The sequence below is a fragment of the Paraburkholderia sp. J8-2 genome (genome assembly GCF_905220195.1).
GTDB lineage: Bacteria > Pseudomonadota > Gammaproteobacteria > Burkholderiales > Burkholderiaceae > Paraburkholderia.
In genome coordinates this window covers 1,039,282-1,054,178 of the sequence record NZ_CAJMZA010000001.1, presented here as the reverse complement: position 1 = coordinate 1,054,178, position 14,897 = coordinate 1,039,282, and the positions used below count along the sequence as shown (strand labels likewise).

12 protein-coding genes are annotated in these 14,897 nt (G+C 64.0%); 5 read left to right on the top strand and 7 right to left on the bottom strand.

Going from position 1 to position 14,897, the window contains the following annotated elements; translation table 11 throughout:
* Nucleotides 1-268 precede the first annotated feature (268 nt).
* Nucleotides 269-1,213: a LysR family transcriptional regulator gene (locus U5A52_RS04610; RefSeq protein ID WP_321911566.1), complete on the top strand. Its 945-nt coding sequence runs from the start codon at nt 269-271 to the stop codon at nt 1,211-1,213.
* A gap of 117 nt (nt 1,214-1,330) precedes the next feature.
* On the opposite strand, the gene U5A52_RS04605 is transcribed toward U5A52_RS04610, so the two are convergent.
* From U5A52_RS04605 to U5A52_RS04585, 5 genes are all read right to left on the bottom strand, one after another.
* Nucleotides 1,331-2,305: a hypothetical protein gene (locus U5A52_RS04605; RefSeq protein ID WP_321934057.1), complete on the bottom strand. Its 975-nt coding sequence runs from the start codon at nt 2,303-2,305 to the stop codon at nt 1,331-1,333.
* A gap of 49 nt (nt 2,306-2,354) precedes the next feature.
* Nucleotides 2,355-3,167, bottom strand: a complete 813-nt coding sequence (locus U5A52_RS04600; protein WP_321934056.1) for a fumarylacetoacetate hydrolase family protein — start codon at nt 3,165-3,167, stop codon at nt 2,355-2,357.
* Between the two features lie 17 nt (nt 3,168-3,184).
* Complete coding sequence (frc, locus tag U5A52_RS04595; RefSeq protein WP_321911572.1) at nt 3,185-4,432, bottom strand: formyl-CoA transferase; 1,248 nt, start codon at nt 4,430-4,432, stop codon at nt 3,185-3,187.
* Between the two features lie 456 nt (nt 4,433-4,888).
* Nucleotides 4,889-5,617, bottom strand: a complete 729-nt coding sequence (locus U5A52_RS04590) for a GntR family transcriptional regulator (RefSeq protein ID WP_321911573.1) — start codon at nt 5,615-5,617, stop codon at nt 4,889-4,891.
* Nucleotides 5,598-5,834, bottom strand: coding sequence for a hypothetical protein (locus U5A52_RS04585; protein ID WP_321911574.1), 237 nt, complete (start codon nt 5,832-5,834; stop codon nt 5,598-5,600). Before U5A52_RS04585 ends, U5A52_RS04590 begins: the two co-directional genes overlap by 20 nt.
* Before the next feature lie 558 nt (nt 5,835-6,392).
* Between U5A52_RS04585 and U5A52_RS04580 the strand changes: the two genes are divergently transcribed.
* Nucleotides 6,393-6,854, top strand: a complete 462-nt coding sequence (locus U5A52_RS04580; protein WP_321934055.1) for a DUF2917 domain-containing protein — start codon at nt 6,393-6,395, stop codon at nt 6,852-6,854.
* Nucleotides 6,855-6,960: 106 nt separating this feature from the next.
* On the opposite strand, the gene U5A52_RS04575 is transcribed toward U5A52_RS04580, so the two are convergent.
* Nucleotides 6,961-8,124 (bottom strand): porin, encoded by a 1,164-nt coding sequence (locus U5A52_RS04575; protein WP_321911576.1) that lies wholly within the window; start codon nt 8,122-8,124, stop codon nt 6,961-6,963.
* 628 nt (nt 8,125-8,752) lie between these two features.
* Between U5A52_RS04575 and mprF the strand changes: the two genes are divergently transcribed.
* Nucleotides 8,753-11,362: a bifunctional lysylphosphatidylglycerol flippase/synthetase MprF gene (gene mprF, locus U5A52_RS04570; protein WP_321934054.1), complete on the top strand. Its 2,610-nt coding sequence runs from the start codon at nt 8,753-8,755 to the stop codon at nt 11,360-11,362.
* Between the two features lie 92 nt (nt 11,363-11,454).
* Nucleotides 11,455-12,756 carry a virulence factor family protein gene (locus tag U5A52_RS04565; protein WP_321911778.1) on the top strand — a complete coding sequence of 434 codons (1,302 nt, stop codon included), beginning with the start codon at nt 11,455-11,457 and terminating at the stop codon, nt 12,754-12,756.
* A 15-nt stretch (nt 12,757-12,771) separates the two neighbouring features.
* Here U5A52_RS04565 and U5A52_RS04560 read toward each other — a convergent pair whose 3' ends face one another.
* On the bottom strand, nt 12,772-13,035 hold the full coding sequence (locus tag U5A52_RS04560) for a cupin domain-containing protein (RefSeq protein ID WP_321911579.1): 264 nt from the start codon (nt 13,033-13,035) through the stop codon (nt 12,772-12,774).
* Between the two features lie 479 nt (nt 13,036-13,514).
* Here U5A52_RS04560 and oxlT point away from each other — a divergent pair, with 479 nt between their 5' ends.
* Nucleotides 13,515-14,849, top strand: coding sequence for an oxalate/formate MFS antiporter (gene oxlT, locus U5A52_RS04555; protein ID WP_321911581.1), 1,335 nt, complete (start codon nt 13,515-13,517; stop codon nt 14,847-14,849).
* Nucleotides 14,850-14,897 lie beyond the last annotated feature (48 nt).

The following is a 14,897-nucleotide window of genomic DNA, read 5'->3' as shown; positions in this document are numbered from 1 at the left end:
TATTGGCCAGATGAATCAGATATTCGAATTAAAATTCGTCAATCCTCATTCACCCTGACCGTACAGCAAACCCCTTAAAACATCGTTAAACAAGGGCTTTTCTACGTGTTGTCCCTTATGAAATCGTATTTCCGAGCGTTAACCCGAACATAGATTCGAGCACGTCGCACGGCATTCGGATGCCTTTCAACTATGCTAGGGTGATTGCTGAATTACTCACAATTAAAGTTTGTTATTATGTGGATTCAGTATCCTTTATGGTTCGGCCATGACGATGCGAAACGCCACGCTGCGCCAGCTCAAGGTCTTCGAGACCGTGGCGCGCCACCTCAGTTTTTCGCGTGCTGCGGAAGAGCTGCATCTCACCCAGCCGGCCGTTTCTACGCAGGTTCGGCAGCTCGAAGATCACGCAGGCCTGCCGCTCTTCGAGCAGCTCGGCAAGAAGATCTATCTCACGCCCGCGGGCACGGAGATGCTCCACTACAGCCGCGCGATCATGCAGCAGTTCCACGAAGTCGACGAGGCGATGAGCCAGCTAAAGGGCGTCTCGGGCGGCAAGCTCAACGTGGCCGTCATTAGCGCGGGCGATTACTTCTTTCCGCGCCTGCTGGCTGAGTTCACGCGCCGCTACAAGGGCGTCGCGCTCAATCTCTCCGTGCACAACCGCGAGCAGCTGCTCCAGCAGCTCGCCACCAACCAGACCGATCTCGCCGTGATGGTGCGGCCGCCCCACGCAACCGACGCCATCAACGAGCCGTTTGCGCCGCACCCGTACGTGATCGTCGCGGCGCCCTCGCATCCGCTTGCGCACAAGCGCGCCATCAAGCTCAGCACGCTCGCCAACGAGGCGTTCATCGTGCGCGAGCGCGGCTCGGACACATGGAATTCGATGGAAGAAGGCTTCGCCGGGAAGATCACGAACCTCAAGATCGCCATGGAGATTCAAAGCACCGAAACGATCAAGCAGGCCGTGATCGCGGGCATGGGCATCGCGTTTCTCTCGGCGCACACCATCAGCCTCGAATTGCAGGTCGGCCACCTCACGGTGCTCGACGTCGAAGGCTTCCCGGTCATGCTCAACTGGTACGTCGTGCACCGGAAAAACAAGCGCCTGCCGCCCGTCGCGCTCGCGTTCAAGCGCTTCCTCATGGAGGAAGGCGCCGCGCTTATCGAGAACATTACAAAAGTGTCAGAAGCAAGTTTGCATAAGTAAGGTTTTATACCTACGCCGAAAACTATCACGCATGGCTAATCATTCGCGTCGTGTTGCGCGTTCTGTCGTGTTCCCCTGCTCCCGTAGATGATCTTGTGATGCCTTTGGCGGGCTGCCTCAGTGCGGCCCTTGCCGCTGCCGCAACGCGCCGCCCCGGCTGCGCCGCCGCCGTGGCAAGTCCTGTGACGCGTGATGACCCGCGCGCCCCGGGCCGCCATGCGGCGCGTCGTTCGCGGCCAGCCACGCCGGTTCGAAGGCGCCGCCGCCGCAGGCCGCGACCAGCAGTTCGTCCGGCACACCCGCGAAGCTCGCGTTGAATATTGCACTGAAGGGCTCGCTTGACAGTGACGCCTCGACCGCGCCCGTACGCGCGAGCCGCGGCCGCCTCGCGCCGCTCATGAGCCGCGCGCCCAGTGCCGCACACAGCACGCTCGCCGCTACCAGTATGGAGATTTCGACGTCGGGGCAAGCACGCACGCTCAGGAACCCATAGCCGAGCGCCGCTGCAAGCAGCAGCGCCATGACATGAACGACGCGGTCGCCACGGCCGAACGGCACGCGCCTTCGAGCCGCGCCACTCGCTCGTGCGCCACGGCTGAACAGACTCAGCGCGCCGCCGACCAGCAACGCGCCGGTCGCCACCGCGACGAACAGCGCCACGCGCGCGATCGGACTACGCTCAGGCTGCAACACGTAGCCAATGAAAGCGCCGATCAACACACTCGCGCCCGAAACACCGCCGAGCAGCGCGGCCGTCCGCGCACGTCGCGTGAGGTCGCGCCGGCCCGCGAGGCACAGACCGCCCAGCACACCCGCTTCGACAGCGACCGTCGCAACGGGCGACTGCATCCAGCCCGCGGCGATCAAGCCGGGCGGCACGGTCAACAGCAATGCGAACGAAATGGCGAAGGCAAGCCGATGCTTGTGCGGCGCAGCAGCACGCTTTGCACAGCGCAGCGCGGCACGGGAACGTGACGAAGACCATGCACGGACCGGCGCGAGCGCCGCTAATTGTGCAAATGCACAGACGAGCCATGCGAATAGCGCACCCACGCCCAGCCACGCCAGGTCGCCAGCCAGTTGCTCCGGCATCTCTCCTCCTCGCGCGGCATGTCTGCCGCGCGTCTTTGGTTTTACGCCATCAGGCCCCGCTCTCTACGGCAGCAAGCGACTCGCTCTGCGCGCATGCGGTGCCCAACATATTGCTCAACGTGCCAATCCCTTCGATGGTGACCTCGACAGTTGCGCCATCAACGATCGAGCCTACGCCGAGTGAAGTCCCGCACGCAATCACGTCACCCGGTTCGAGCGTCAGATCCTGCGAAATGAGGCCCACCTGCTGCGCCGGCGAAAACACCATGTCGTCGAGCGGATAATTCTGGCGCTCCACACCATCGAGTTTCGTGACAACGCGTGCGCGCTGCCAGTCGAACCCGGAAACGATCGCCGGGCCCAGACAACAGAACGTATCGAAACCTTTGGCTCGGCACCATTGCGGGAAGTGCGGATTCTCGGTAATGAGGCCCGCAGCCGTAACGTCGTTGACGATCGTGTAGCCGAAGATCGCCGACTCGGCTTCCTCGACGCTCGCGTCGCGGCAGCGCTTGCCGATCACGATGCCGAGTTCGCCTTCGAACACGATTTTTCCCGCATAGTGGGCAGGACGCCGAATCAATTCCGCAGAGCCGATCACCGAAGCCGCCGGCTTGATGAGGAAAAGCGGGTGCGAAGGCACCGGCTTTTCCAGCTTCGCGGCGAGCGCGTGAAAATTGTTCCAGAGCGCGACCACCTTGCCGGGCGCGCAAGGCGCAAGCGGCGTGAGCGCGCGCAGCGACAGCACTGCGCCGGTGGGCACCGGCTGATCGAGCCCTTCGTATTCGTGCAGGTAACCGTTCTCGACGCGGCCGAACACAATGCTCCCGTCGCTCGCCATCAAACGCATCCACGTTTCCATGTTTTCGCTCCCTGGTTTCAAACGGCGCCAGACACGCGCAGCGAGTGAATCTCGTCCTTCGTGTAGCCGAATTCAGCGAGCACCTCGTCGGTGTGTTCGCCGAGCAGCGGAGAACGCGTGACTTCGGTCGGGCTGTCCGAGAGCTTGATCGGGTTGCCCACCGTGAGGTACTTGCCCCGCACCGGGTGATCCACCTCGACGATCGTTCCGCTCGCGCGCAGCGATTCGTCGCCCGCGATCTCCTTCATCGAAAGAATCGGGCCGCATGGAATGTCGTAGCGGTTGAGCAAGGCCATCGCGTCGAACTTCGTGCGGTGCATGGTCCAGTGCTCGATTTCGTCGAAGATCGCCTTCAAGCGCGGCAGACGCGCATTCGGCGTGGCGTAGTCCGGGTCGTCGATCCACTCCTCGCGTCCGATCAGCTTGCAGATCCGGTCCCACACCGGTGCCTGCGCGATGAAGTAGATATAAGCGTTCGGGTCGGTCTCCCACCCCTTGCACTTGAGAATCCAGCCCGGCTGCCCGCCACCCGACGCATTGCCGGCGCGCGGCACCGCTTCACCGAAACTGTCGTTGGGGTACTGCGGGTACTCCTTCATGACGCCGGTGCGTTCGAGCCGCTGCTGGTCGCGCAGCTTCACGCGGCACAGGTTGAGCACGCCGTCCTGCATGGCTGCGAGCACCTTTTGGCCGCGCCCCGTATGCGTGCGCTGATAGAGCGCCGTGACGATGCCGAGCGCGAGATGCAGGCCAGTGCCGCTGTCGCCGATCTGCGCGCCCGAAACGACCGGCGGACCGTCGTCGAAGCCGGTCGTCGAAGCCGCACCGCCCACGCACTGCGCAACGTTCTCGTAGACCTTGCAGTCCTCATAGGGCCCAGGACCGAAGCCCTTCACCGAGGCGACAATCATGCGCGGGTTCAGCGTCTGGATATGTTCCCAGCTGAAGCCCATGCGCTCGAGCGCACCCGGCGCGAAGTTCTCGACCAGCACGTCGCAGTCGCGGATGAGCCGCTCGAGCACCCGCTTGCCTTGCGGGTTCTTCGTGTCGAGCGTGAGCGAACGCTTGTTGCCGTTGAGCATCGTGAAGTAGAGGCTGTCTGCGTCCGGCAGGTCGCGCAGCTGTTCCCGCGTGATGTCGCCAGCGCCTGCACGCTCTACCTTGATCACGTCCGCGCCGAACCAGGCGAGCAGTTGCGTGCAGGTGGGTCCCGACTGCACATGCGTGAAATCGAGGATGCGCACGCCGTTCAATGCCTTGCCCATGTCATATCTCCTTATCTAATCGTGGCCGGGCGAGTTTTCGAAAATCGGTGGGGTTGCGTGGGCAGAGGCGTTTCGCGCCATGGCGCGACATCTGCGTCCTTGAGCAATACGGTATGTGATATATCAGAACGAGGCAAGAGGGGAATTGCTCATCGGGAATGCCATTAGAATCGCGTCAAAGCCTTGCCCAGCCTGGCTTTCGCGCAAGTTCGACGTCGTTGACGCGGTGCACACGAGGGAAAACCCCGAGAATCTATCGCGCCTGATATGCCAGATTCCGTGTGAAGGATGGCTGTAAGGGCCCGCGATTTGGTCAGGGATGCCAGGGGTTGATGCGCATAAAGTCGGCCGGTGGAGGCCTTTGAGCCACCGGGACGCGCTGGGACGTAACTGCATGCAAAACGGGAGACCCGAAGGTCTCCCGTTTTGCACTAACTGCGGCGCTAGTTGCGCACTTCAGTCAAGGAAATCGCAGTTCTTCTCGACGTAAACCGCGAGATCGAGCGAATGCTGGCGCACGAGCTTTTCCGCCAGCTCGGTGTCGCGCTTCTCGAGCGCCTCGATAATGCGCAGATGGTCGACGATCGAGCGCGAGGCCCGGTCGCTCTGCGAGATCGTCATGCGGCGAATGGCGCGCACGTGCACGAAGATGTTCTTGATGGTGTCGAGAATGATCTGCGACTTGGAAAGCTCGACAATCGCCTGGTGGAACGCGATGTTGGCGTCCGAGTACTCGGCGATATGCTCGGCCGGCGTGCTGTCGCGGAAGTCGTCGAACATGTGGCGCAGCCGCGCGATTTCCTCGTCGGTGGCGTGAACCGTGGCGAGGCGTGCGGCCATGCTTTCGAGCGCCGCCCACATCTGGATCATCTCCACGATCTCGCGCTTGCTCTTGCGCACAATATAGATGCCGCGGCGGGGCACCATGCGCAGGAAGCCTTCCTGCTCGAGCAGCGTCATGGCCTCGCGCACCGGCGTGCGGCTCACGCCGAGCGACTCACTCAGCACGCGCTCGTCGAGCCGGATTTCTTCGCGTGTCTGGTAGATGTCGGCGTCGGCAATGGCCTGGCGCAGCATGGCGTAAGCCTGATCGCGCAGGCTCAGTGTTGCGTTGATGGGCTGCAGCGCCAGCTTGAGCGGCGCCGCTTCCCGGCTTGCTACTACTTCAGTTTGTTCTGACGACATTGATTACCTCTTTTCCGACCTGCGGACGGATTCGCGGACCGAATTGTGCACGACGCACCGCCTTCGCGCGCGGCGCTTCGCCCAAACCGACGTACCGGCCATGCTGTGCAGCTTGCTCAATAGCAGACTGCGGCAGCCACCTGGCGATCATGACCGTAGCAGCCGCACCCAGACCCACAACCGCAGCACCGAAAAGTGCGAGAGAAACGAAATCCATTTGAAGCTCCGCATGATTGAGTAATCGAATAACTCAATCATATGCTGCGTTGCGGCAGAAAGCAATATTCTGTATGTGATATATCAGATGCAGTCGTTTCCGCACAACACTTCGATGCTTCCGGGCTCAGCAGGGGGTGCGCTCCCACATTATGGGTACAGTCGACCGTATATCTATGAAAAACAACCCATGCTAGTGAGAAACCGGTACGGCCCGCAAGAGGATACGGCATCGAAGGGCACGATCGCGTCAGGCAAACGTGTGAACGAGACTCGCGCGCAACACACACTACGGCCGCCAAAGCTATTTAAGCATTTCAGGTTGACAGCGCGGCGAGCCACCCCGCACACTCGACCCATGCACACTTCCGTCACCCGCCTCGTCATCGCAAACACGATGAATCATCCGTGGAAAACCCATATGGGTCGTCCACGGGGATGGTGTGCGTACTAGCAGTCTGTCGTCACGCAAATCACAAGCCCCGCCGGCATCGACGGGGCTTTTTGTTTTTCTGGGTGGCAGCGCTCCGTTCGTCGGCTCCAAAAAATGGAGAACACGATGGATGACGCATTTCAGGCAGCTTCACAGCCCGCTTCACAGCCCGCTTCACAAGCCGCTTTACAGTCCACTTCACAGCCCACCGCGCAACCCGCTCCGCTGACCGTTGCAGACGCAACCGACCGCTTCGACGACCCGTTGCCCTCGCAGTCGGTCCACTTCGCCGTGCCGCCCATGCGCACGCTCACGTGGCGCGTGAATGCGTCAGCCACGCTGCGGGTTCAATCAGCCCAGGTGTGGGTCACGCGCGCCCGCTCGCCCTACGACCACTGGCTGCAGCCGGGCGAGACGCTGCGCCTCGAACGCGGCGAGCGCATCTGGCTCAGCACCGAGGCTGTTTTGCCGGCGCGCGTGAGCATCACGAGCGCATGGCAGCCGCCGTTTGCGGGCGTGCAGCGCTGTAGGGAACGCCTTGCCGCCTGGCTTGCGCTGCTCACGCTACGGCGCTCGCCCGAGGCGTGAAGCCCGCGCGCCGGATGCGCTTTGAGCCGAAGCCAGGGCCGCACACGCCAAAACGCCGGATGCGCCGCCCAATGGGCGCATCCGGCGTCGTAAGACGGGCGCTGACTCAGAACTTGTGCCGCAGCCCGAGGTTCACGATGGTTTGGTTCGACGTGCCCGCGTAGCCATACGAACCGATCGAAGCCTCGGCCGGCATCGAGCCGCCCGAGCCGTTGCCCGTATCGCCGCTCGCGTGCTGCCACGCCGCCGTCATGTACAGGTCGGTGCGCTTCGAGAGGCTGTAGTCCGCGCCGAGCGAGACCTGGTTGTAGCTCGCCGTCGTATCGCCATTGGCATGCGTATAGCTGTAGCCAAGACCCAGGAGCAGCGCGGGGGTCAGCTGATAGTTCAGGAAGCCCTGGCCGGTGTTGTACTTCTGGGTGTTGAGGAACACCGAGCTGCCGTCCGGCGAGTAGCGCGCATTGCTGTAGCCGAGGCCGAAGGTGAACTGGCCGAGCTGGTACTGCGCCGCCGCGCGCGCAATGGTGAGCGAGTGCGCCGTGGCGTAGCCGGAGTTGATCGGGCCGTCGAAGGTGCCGTCCGAGGTGCTCGTCCAGCCGTCGGTGCGAATGCCGTTCACCGCCTGGCTGTTCGTCGCGTAGAAGTAACCGCCGGCGAGCGCGAGCGGGCCGTTGGTGTAGTTGACCGCCGCCGAGTACGACTGCTCGGCGCCGGTCGAGCCCGCCACGCCGCCAAACGAGTACATCGCCGCGACCTGCAGGCCGCTCCACACGGGCGTCGTGTACTTGACGGCATTGTTCACGCGGAAGCTGTTGTCGTAGTTGTCGACGTCGCCCGCCGTTGCGAACACGGAGCCGAAATAGTTGTCGGCCGTGATCCCCTGCACGAGATCGATGAGCGGGTCGTACTGCCGCCCCAGCGTTAGCGAACCGTACTGCTCAGCCGTCAAGCCCACGTACGCCTGCCGCCCGAACAGCCTGCCGCCTTGCGCGAGCGAGCCTGTCGACGGGTTGAAGCCGTTTTCCAACTGAAAGATTGCCTTGAGGCCGCCGCCGAGATCTTCGGCGCCCTTCAAACCCCATCGCGAGCCGGAGAGATTGCCATTGCTGCTGTTGCCGAGCGCCCAGAGGTTGTTGCTGCCTTCGGCGTGGTTGACGTACGTGATCGAGGTGTCGATGGTCCCGTACAGCGTCACGCTGGTCTGTGCCTGAGCCATGCCGGCAACCCCGAGCGCGGCAAGCGAAAGGGAAGTCAAGGCTAGTCTGTTCACGTCTTTCTCCCGGCGCAGTAAAACAACTCTTGACCAAAGCAGACTAACTCGCCCGTCGAGCAATGTAAAAGGATTAAACAAGCTGTCTCGAATTAGTGACAGCGGTTTCAGGAAGCGCCTGGATAACTGCCGAAACATTATCTCCCGCTGCGAAACAATGCACTGAGCACCCTCCTGCAACGCCCGCCAGTCAAGGCTTTCGGAGAACCGACCAAACCGGCGAGCGTTTCAATATGTGATATACAAGCCCGCATTACTCATAACTTAACGATTACCTTATCGCTTCAACTTATCTGTTAATTAGGCTTTGCAAACATTAATCGACACGAGATAATTCCCCAATTAAATCCGCTAGTTAGGATGCGGCATGGCGTCCGATCGATCCGTACCCAAAAGCGGTTCCTTGTGCCGGGGCGTCAACCGGCGGGTAGTCCTATGCGTTTGCTGAGCTTAACTAGTCCTTTCCGAACGATTACGATTCGACTCGAATTTCCGGTTCGCGGCGCGAGGTGCGCGAGAACCGGCCTCGCAAGAACGTAAACGCAGAACGCGAATAAACGCGATGTCACCGCCGGGGAAGCTGTAACAGTCGATACGGCGACACCGCAGAGAGCCACCAGACCGATCCATGTCTCAATCGCATTCTTCACGCGCGGCGCGCGCCCTCGAGGCGCTGCGCCGCCGTGCCGGAGCCCTGCGCCTGCAGCGCTTTGTCGCGCCGGTGTTCGCGCTCGGCATCTGCGCGCTGCTGCTGGTCGTGTTCCAGCACCTCTCGCGCACGGTCGACTACCACTCGGTGATCCGCCAGCTCTGGACGCTCACGCCAGCGCAATGGGCCGGCGCGCTCGCCGCCACGGCCGTGAGCTTCGTCGCGCTGGTCGGACGCGACGCCGTGGGCCTGCGCTACCTCGGCGCGCGCGTCTCGCGCGGCGCGCTGTGGGCCGGCGCGATCGCCGGCTCGGCGCTTGGCAACGTCACCGGCTTCGGCGCGCTCACAGGCGGCGCCGTGCGCTGCCGCGTGTATGGTGGCGCCGGCGTCACGCCCGCGCAGATCGGCCGCATGACGGTGTTCACGAGCGTCACGCTCGCCCTCGCACTCGTGCTCATGACCGCGCTCGGCATGGTGGGCGCTGCCGGCACGCTCTCCGGCCTGCTGCATCTCTCGCCCGACGAATTGCGCCTGATCGGCGGCGTGGTGCTCGGCTGCGGCGCGGTGCTCGTGATCCTCTGCCCGGCCCACGCACAAGAGATCGAGCCGTTTGGCCGCGCATGGCTGCGCTTTTCCGTGCCGGCGCGGCGCGACCTCGTTGCGCAATTGCTGCTGGCCGCGCTCGACGTGGTCGGCGCCGGGCTCGCGCTCTGGTCGGTCATGCCGCACGCACTCCTCGGCTTCACCGACTTCCTCACCGTCTATTGCGCCGCCATGCTGCTCGGCCTGATCGGCCACACGCCCGGCGGCATCGGCGTGTTCGAAGCCGCCATGGTCTACGCGCTCGGCCCGAGCGTGCCGACCTCCAAGGTGCTAGCCGCGCTGCTCGCCTATCGCGCGATCTATTTCGGCGCGCCGCTCGCGCTCGCGGCGGGCGTGCTCGCGGTATTCGAAGGCCGCGCGCTCAAAACTCCGCTCAGCGCCCGCTTTGCGAAGCGCGGCGCCGACGGCGTCTCGCAGCTCGCGCCGCTCTTTCTCGCCATCGTCACGTTCGTGACCGGCAGCATGCTCGTGATCTCGGGCGCCACGCCCGCGTTCTCCAAGCGCATCGCGCTGCTGCAAACCATCGTGCCGCTGTGGGTGCTCGAAAGCTCGCAATTGATGGGCAGCCTCTTCGGCGTGCTGCTCCTCTTCGTCGCGCGCGGCCTGCTGCGGCGCCTCGACGCCGCCTGGTGGCTCGCGCTCGTGATCGCCGTGGCCAACCTCGCGCTCTCGCTTGCCAAGGGCCTCGCCTTCGTCGAAGCGGGCGTGCTGTGCGTGCTGATCGTGCTGCTCCTCGCTACGCGCAAGCGCTTTAACCGCCATTCGTCGATGTTCTCCGAGCGCTTCACGCCGGCCTGGCTCGCCTCGGTCGGCTGCGTGATCGCGCTTGCCGTATGGGTGCTGCTGTTCGCGTTCCGCGACGTGCAGTACTCGCAGAGTCTCTGGTGGCAATTCGCCTTCCACAGCCGCGCCCCGCGCGCACTGCGCGCCACGCTCGGCGCAGGCGTGTTCGCCGCCGCGCTCGCGCTGTGGCAACTGTTGCGCCCCGCCGCGGGCCGCTTCGTGATGCCGCCGAGCGAAGACCTCGAAGAGGCCGCGCGCATCGTGCGTGCGCAGGAGCGCAGCGACGCGGGCCTCGCGCTGATGGGCGACAAGAGCTTCCTCTTCTCCGCCTCGCGCAAGGCATTCCTGATGTACGCGAAGCGCGGCCGCACGTGGGCGGCGCTGCACGACCCGGTCGGCCCGCGCGAAGAATGGCCGGCGCTGATCCGCGAATTCGTCACACTCGCGCACGCGCACAACGGCCGCGCGGCGTTCTACCAGGTGCGCGCCGACGCGCTGCCGCTCTATCTCGACGCCGGCCTCACGCTGATGAAGCTCGGCGAGGAAGCGCGCGTGATGCTGCAGGAATTCGACCTGAAGGGTCCACAGCGCGCGCATTTGCGCTACGCGCTCAAGCGCGGCGAACGCGACGGCTTTTCGATCGAACACATCGAGCCCACGCAGATGGGCGCGAGCCTGCCGGTGCTGCGCGCGATCTCCGACGCCTGGCTGCAGGACCGCGAAGCGCGCGAAAAGAGCTTCTCGGTGGCCGCGTTCGACGACGACTATCTCGCCGCGCAGTCCGTGCTGCTGATCCGCCAGAACGGCGAGCCGCTCGCGTTCGTCACCTTCATGACGACCGATCTGAATACCGACGCGACGGTGGGCGTCATGCGCCATTTGCCCGGCGCCTCGCCCTACGCGATGGAGTATCTGTTCACGCAGCTCGCACTGCATCTGAAGGCCGCCGGCTACCAGTCGCTCTCGCTCGGCATGGCGCCGCTCTCGGGCATGGGTCCCACGCCGCTTGCTTCGTCGTGGCACCGGCTCGCGGGCTTCATCTGGCGCTTCGGCGGCCGCTTCTATAACTTCCGGGGGCTGCGCGGCTTCAAGAACAAGTTCGCGCCGCGCTGGGAACCGCGCTATCTGGCCGCTTCGGGCTCGATCAGCGTGTTCATCACCCTCGCCGATCTATCGCTGCTGGCAGGAGGCTGGCGCTCATGACATTCCGTATCACCAGGCTGCCGCGCCTCGCAGGCACGGCAGCGGGCGCCGTTGTGCTCGCGTTTTTCACCGCTCACGCAAACGCGGCTTCGATGCCCGCTTCGACTTCCGCTTCACCGTCCGCCTCGGCGCCGGCTTCCGCCGCGACGATGCGCGTTTCCGGCGGCCGTTACGGCGATGTCGCAGTGACGAAACCGACCGGCACGATCCGCGGCTTCACCGTGCTGTTTTCCGCGGACAAGCACTGGAGCGCCGCCGACCAGCAACGCGCCGACGCGCTCGCGCAGCATGGCGCGCTCGTCGTGGGTGTGGATACGGAGCGCTACGCGCAGAACCTCGCGGCCGTAAAGAACGAAACCTGCCACAAGCTCTACGGCGACGCCGAAGCGCTGAGCCATCAGCTCGAACGCCAGCTGGGCGCGAGTGAGTACTACGCGCCGATCGCCATCGGCAGCGGCGAAGGCGCGCTCATCGCTCAGCGCATGCTCTCGCAGGCGCCCGCGAACACGATGGCAGGCGCCGTGTCGCTCGATCCCGCCGCGCAGCTCGACGCGCGCTTCTCACCGTGCCCGGCCGACCCCACGCTTTCGCGCGGCACCGGCCTGCCCGGCTTCTTCGAGCAGGGCGTGACGACGAAAGATGCGCACGCAACGAATGCTGGCGCGCCGCGCACCTTTGCCCCCGGTGTAGCCGACGCCGACAAGATCGTTGCGCTCACCTCGAACCATCTGCGCGTCTCGACGGAAAGCGAAGAGGACGTGTCGGATCTGCCGCTCGTCGAACTGCCCGCGGCGCACGCGACCGACATGCTCGCGGTGGTGATCTCGGGTGACGGCGGCTGGCGCGATCTCGACAAGACGATTGCGGAAGCGCTGCAAAAGCAGGGCATTTCGGTGATCGGCTGGGACGCGCTGCGTTACTTCTGGAGCGAAAAGACGCCGGCACAAACGAGCCACGATCTCGCACGCGTGCTGAAGACTTACGGCTCGCGCTGGCATGCGCAGCACATTGCGCTCGTGGGCTACTCGTTTGGCGCGGACGTCATGCCGTTCGCCTACAACCGTCTGCCCGACGCGCTGCGCGCGAAGGTGTCGTACATGTCGCTGCTCGGCTTCGCGCCGGACGCCGACTTCCAGATCCGCGTGACGGGCTGGCTCGGCATGCCCGCCAGCGACAAGGCGCTGCAGGTGCGCCCGGAACTCGCGAAGGTGCCGCCTTCGATCGTGCAATGCGTGTATGGCGCGGGCGAGAAAGACACGCTGTGCCCGGCGCTCGTGAATACCGGCATCGACGTCGTCAAGACGAGCGGCGACCATCACTTCGACGGCGACTACAACGCGCTTGCCGCGAAGATCATCGCGGGATGGAAGAAGGAAATTGCGGCGCGGGGGTGAAGTCGCGCCCCACGCTTACTTTCTCGCGACGAGATACTGCACGCCCTGCGGCCCGTAGCGCTCGGCGTGCGGCAGGTTGGCGGCGAGATGGAACACGTCGCCGGCCTTGTAGTGCCGCTCTTCGTCGCCCACGCGAATGTGCAGATCGCCTTCGATGACGAGCGCCTTCGCTTCGAACGGATGCGAATGGACCTCCATGACGCCGGCTTCGCGCGTCACGACAACGGGTTCGGGAAAGCCTTCATCGGCCAGGCTGCGGATGAATGTTTCGCGCTGCATGATTCGTCTCCTCGCTCGACGGTGTCGACGCGCCATCGGCCAGTTTGGCACGCACGCCAACGCGCTGCACGACTTGGCCTCCCGCCGGACCGCCCACTCCCCTGCAGGCATCCCGGCCAACCTTTCACTCAAATCGACGTGAAAGGCTTTCGAAAAATTCCCCCTTACATTACTAAAAGCTTTCGCCTATAACGACATCACATGTCGCGATTTCCGCTATCTCGCACATGCCTCAGCCCGCCTGGCCTAGCCGGCGGGCTTTTTTTCGGCGTACGCGGCATCGGTCGGAAGCTTTCAAAAACCATACTCATCAATGCGCAGAGGTAGTGGAAGCCCTGAGATGTCTTCCGCTTGACTTCGTTGATATATTACATATTGTGTAAACGACTGTCAGGCAAACGACAGGATTCGCTGACCGCGATTCGGGCAGAAAGCGCTCTTCGCGCAAGGCCGTTCATTCGAAGAAACCGGAGACACACATGGAGCATCGGCAAGGAGGGGCGTCGCGATTCGCGTCGCCGTGGACGCAACTCGTGCTCGGCGTCATCTGCATGGCGATGATCGCCAACATGCAGTACGGCTGGACGCTGTTCGTCAATCCCATCAACGAAAAGTACCACTGGGGGCGCGCCGCGATTCAGGTCGCGTTCACGATCTTCGTCGTCACCGAAACCTGGCTTGTACCCGTGGAAGGCTGGCTCGTCGACAAGTACGGGCCGCGTCCCGTGGTCGTGGGCGGCGGGCTGTTGTGCGCCGTTGCCTGGGTGCTCAACTCGGTGGCCGCGTCGCTGCCGGTGCTCTATATCGCGGCGGCGATCGGCGGGCTCGGTGCGGGCGCCGTTTATGGCACCTGCGTCGGCAACGCGCTCAAGTGGTTTCCGACCCGGCGCGGGCTCGCGGCGGGCATTACCGCGGCGGGTTTCGGTGCGGGTTCGGCGGCGACCGTCGTGCCTATCGCCAACATGATCAAGAGCAGCGGATATGAGTCCACGTTCCTCTGGTTCGGTCTGGGGCAAGGGATCGTCGTGCTCGTGCTCGGTTTCGCGCTTAGCGCGCCCGCCTCGCACGGCGTCGCCGCAGCGAAACGCGCCATCGGACAAGCGGCGAAGCAAGTTGCGCAAAGTGCGAGCGCCGTCTATAACGCGAGTCCGCGCGAGGTGATTGCGTCGCCCATCTTCTGGGTGATGTACGCCATGTTCGTGATGATGGCCGCCGGCGGCCTGATGGCAACCGCGCAGCTCGGCCCGATCGCGAAGGACTTCGGCCTGCACGACTCGCCCGTTTCGCTGCTCGGCCTCACGTTGCCCGCGCTCACGTTCGCGCTGACCATCGACCGCGTGCTCAACGGTCTCACGCGGCCCTTCTTCGGCTGGGTGTCGGACCGCATTGGCCGCGAGAACACGATGTTCGTCGCGTTCGGCATCGAGGCGGTCGGCATCGTGCTGCTCTCGCAATACGGCCACACGCCGACGGCGTTCGTCGTGCTTACCGGCATCGTGTTCTTCGCGTGGGGCGAGATCTACAGCCTTTTTCCCGCCACCTGCGGCGACACCTACGGACCGAAGTTCGCCGCGACCAACGCGGGCCTGCTTTACACCGCGAAGGGCACTGCCGCACTGCTGGTGCCGTTCACGAGCGTGATCACCGCGGCAACCGGCAGCTGGCACGCGGTGTTCATGCTCGCCGCGGGCATGGCGGCGGTCTCCGCGTTGCTCGCCGTATTCGTGCTCAAGCCATTGCGCAACGCGCATCGCCAAAAGCATGCCGAACCGGCGGCCAGCTTCGCGTATGGCAGCCCGCTCGTGCAGGACTGAGCCCTCTCTGATCCCGCGAAGGCATAAAAAAACGCCGGCGTAAGCCGG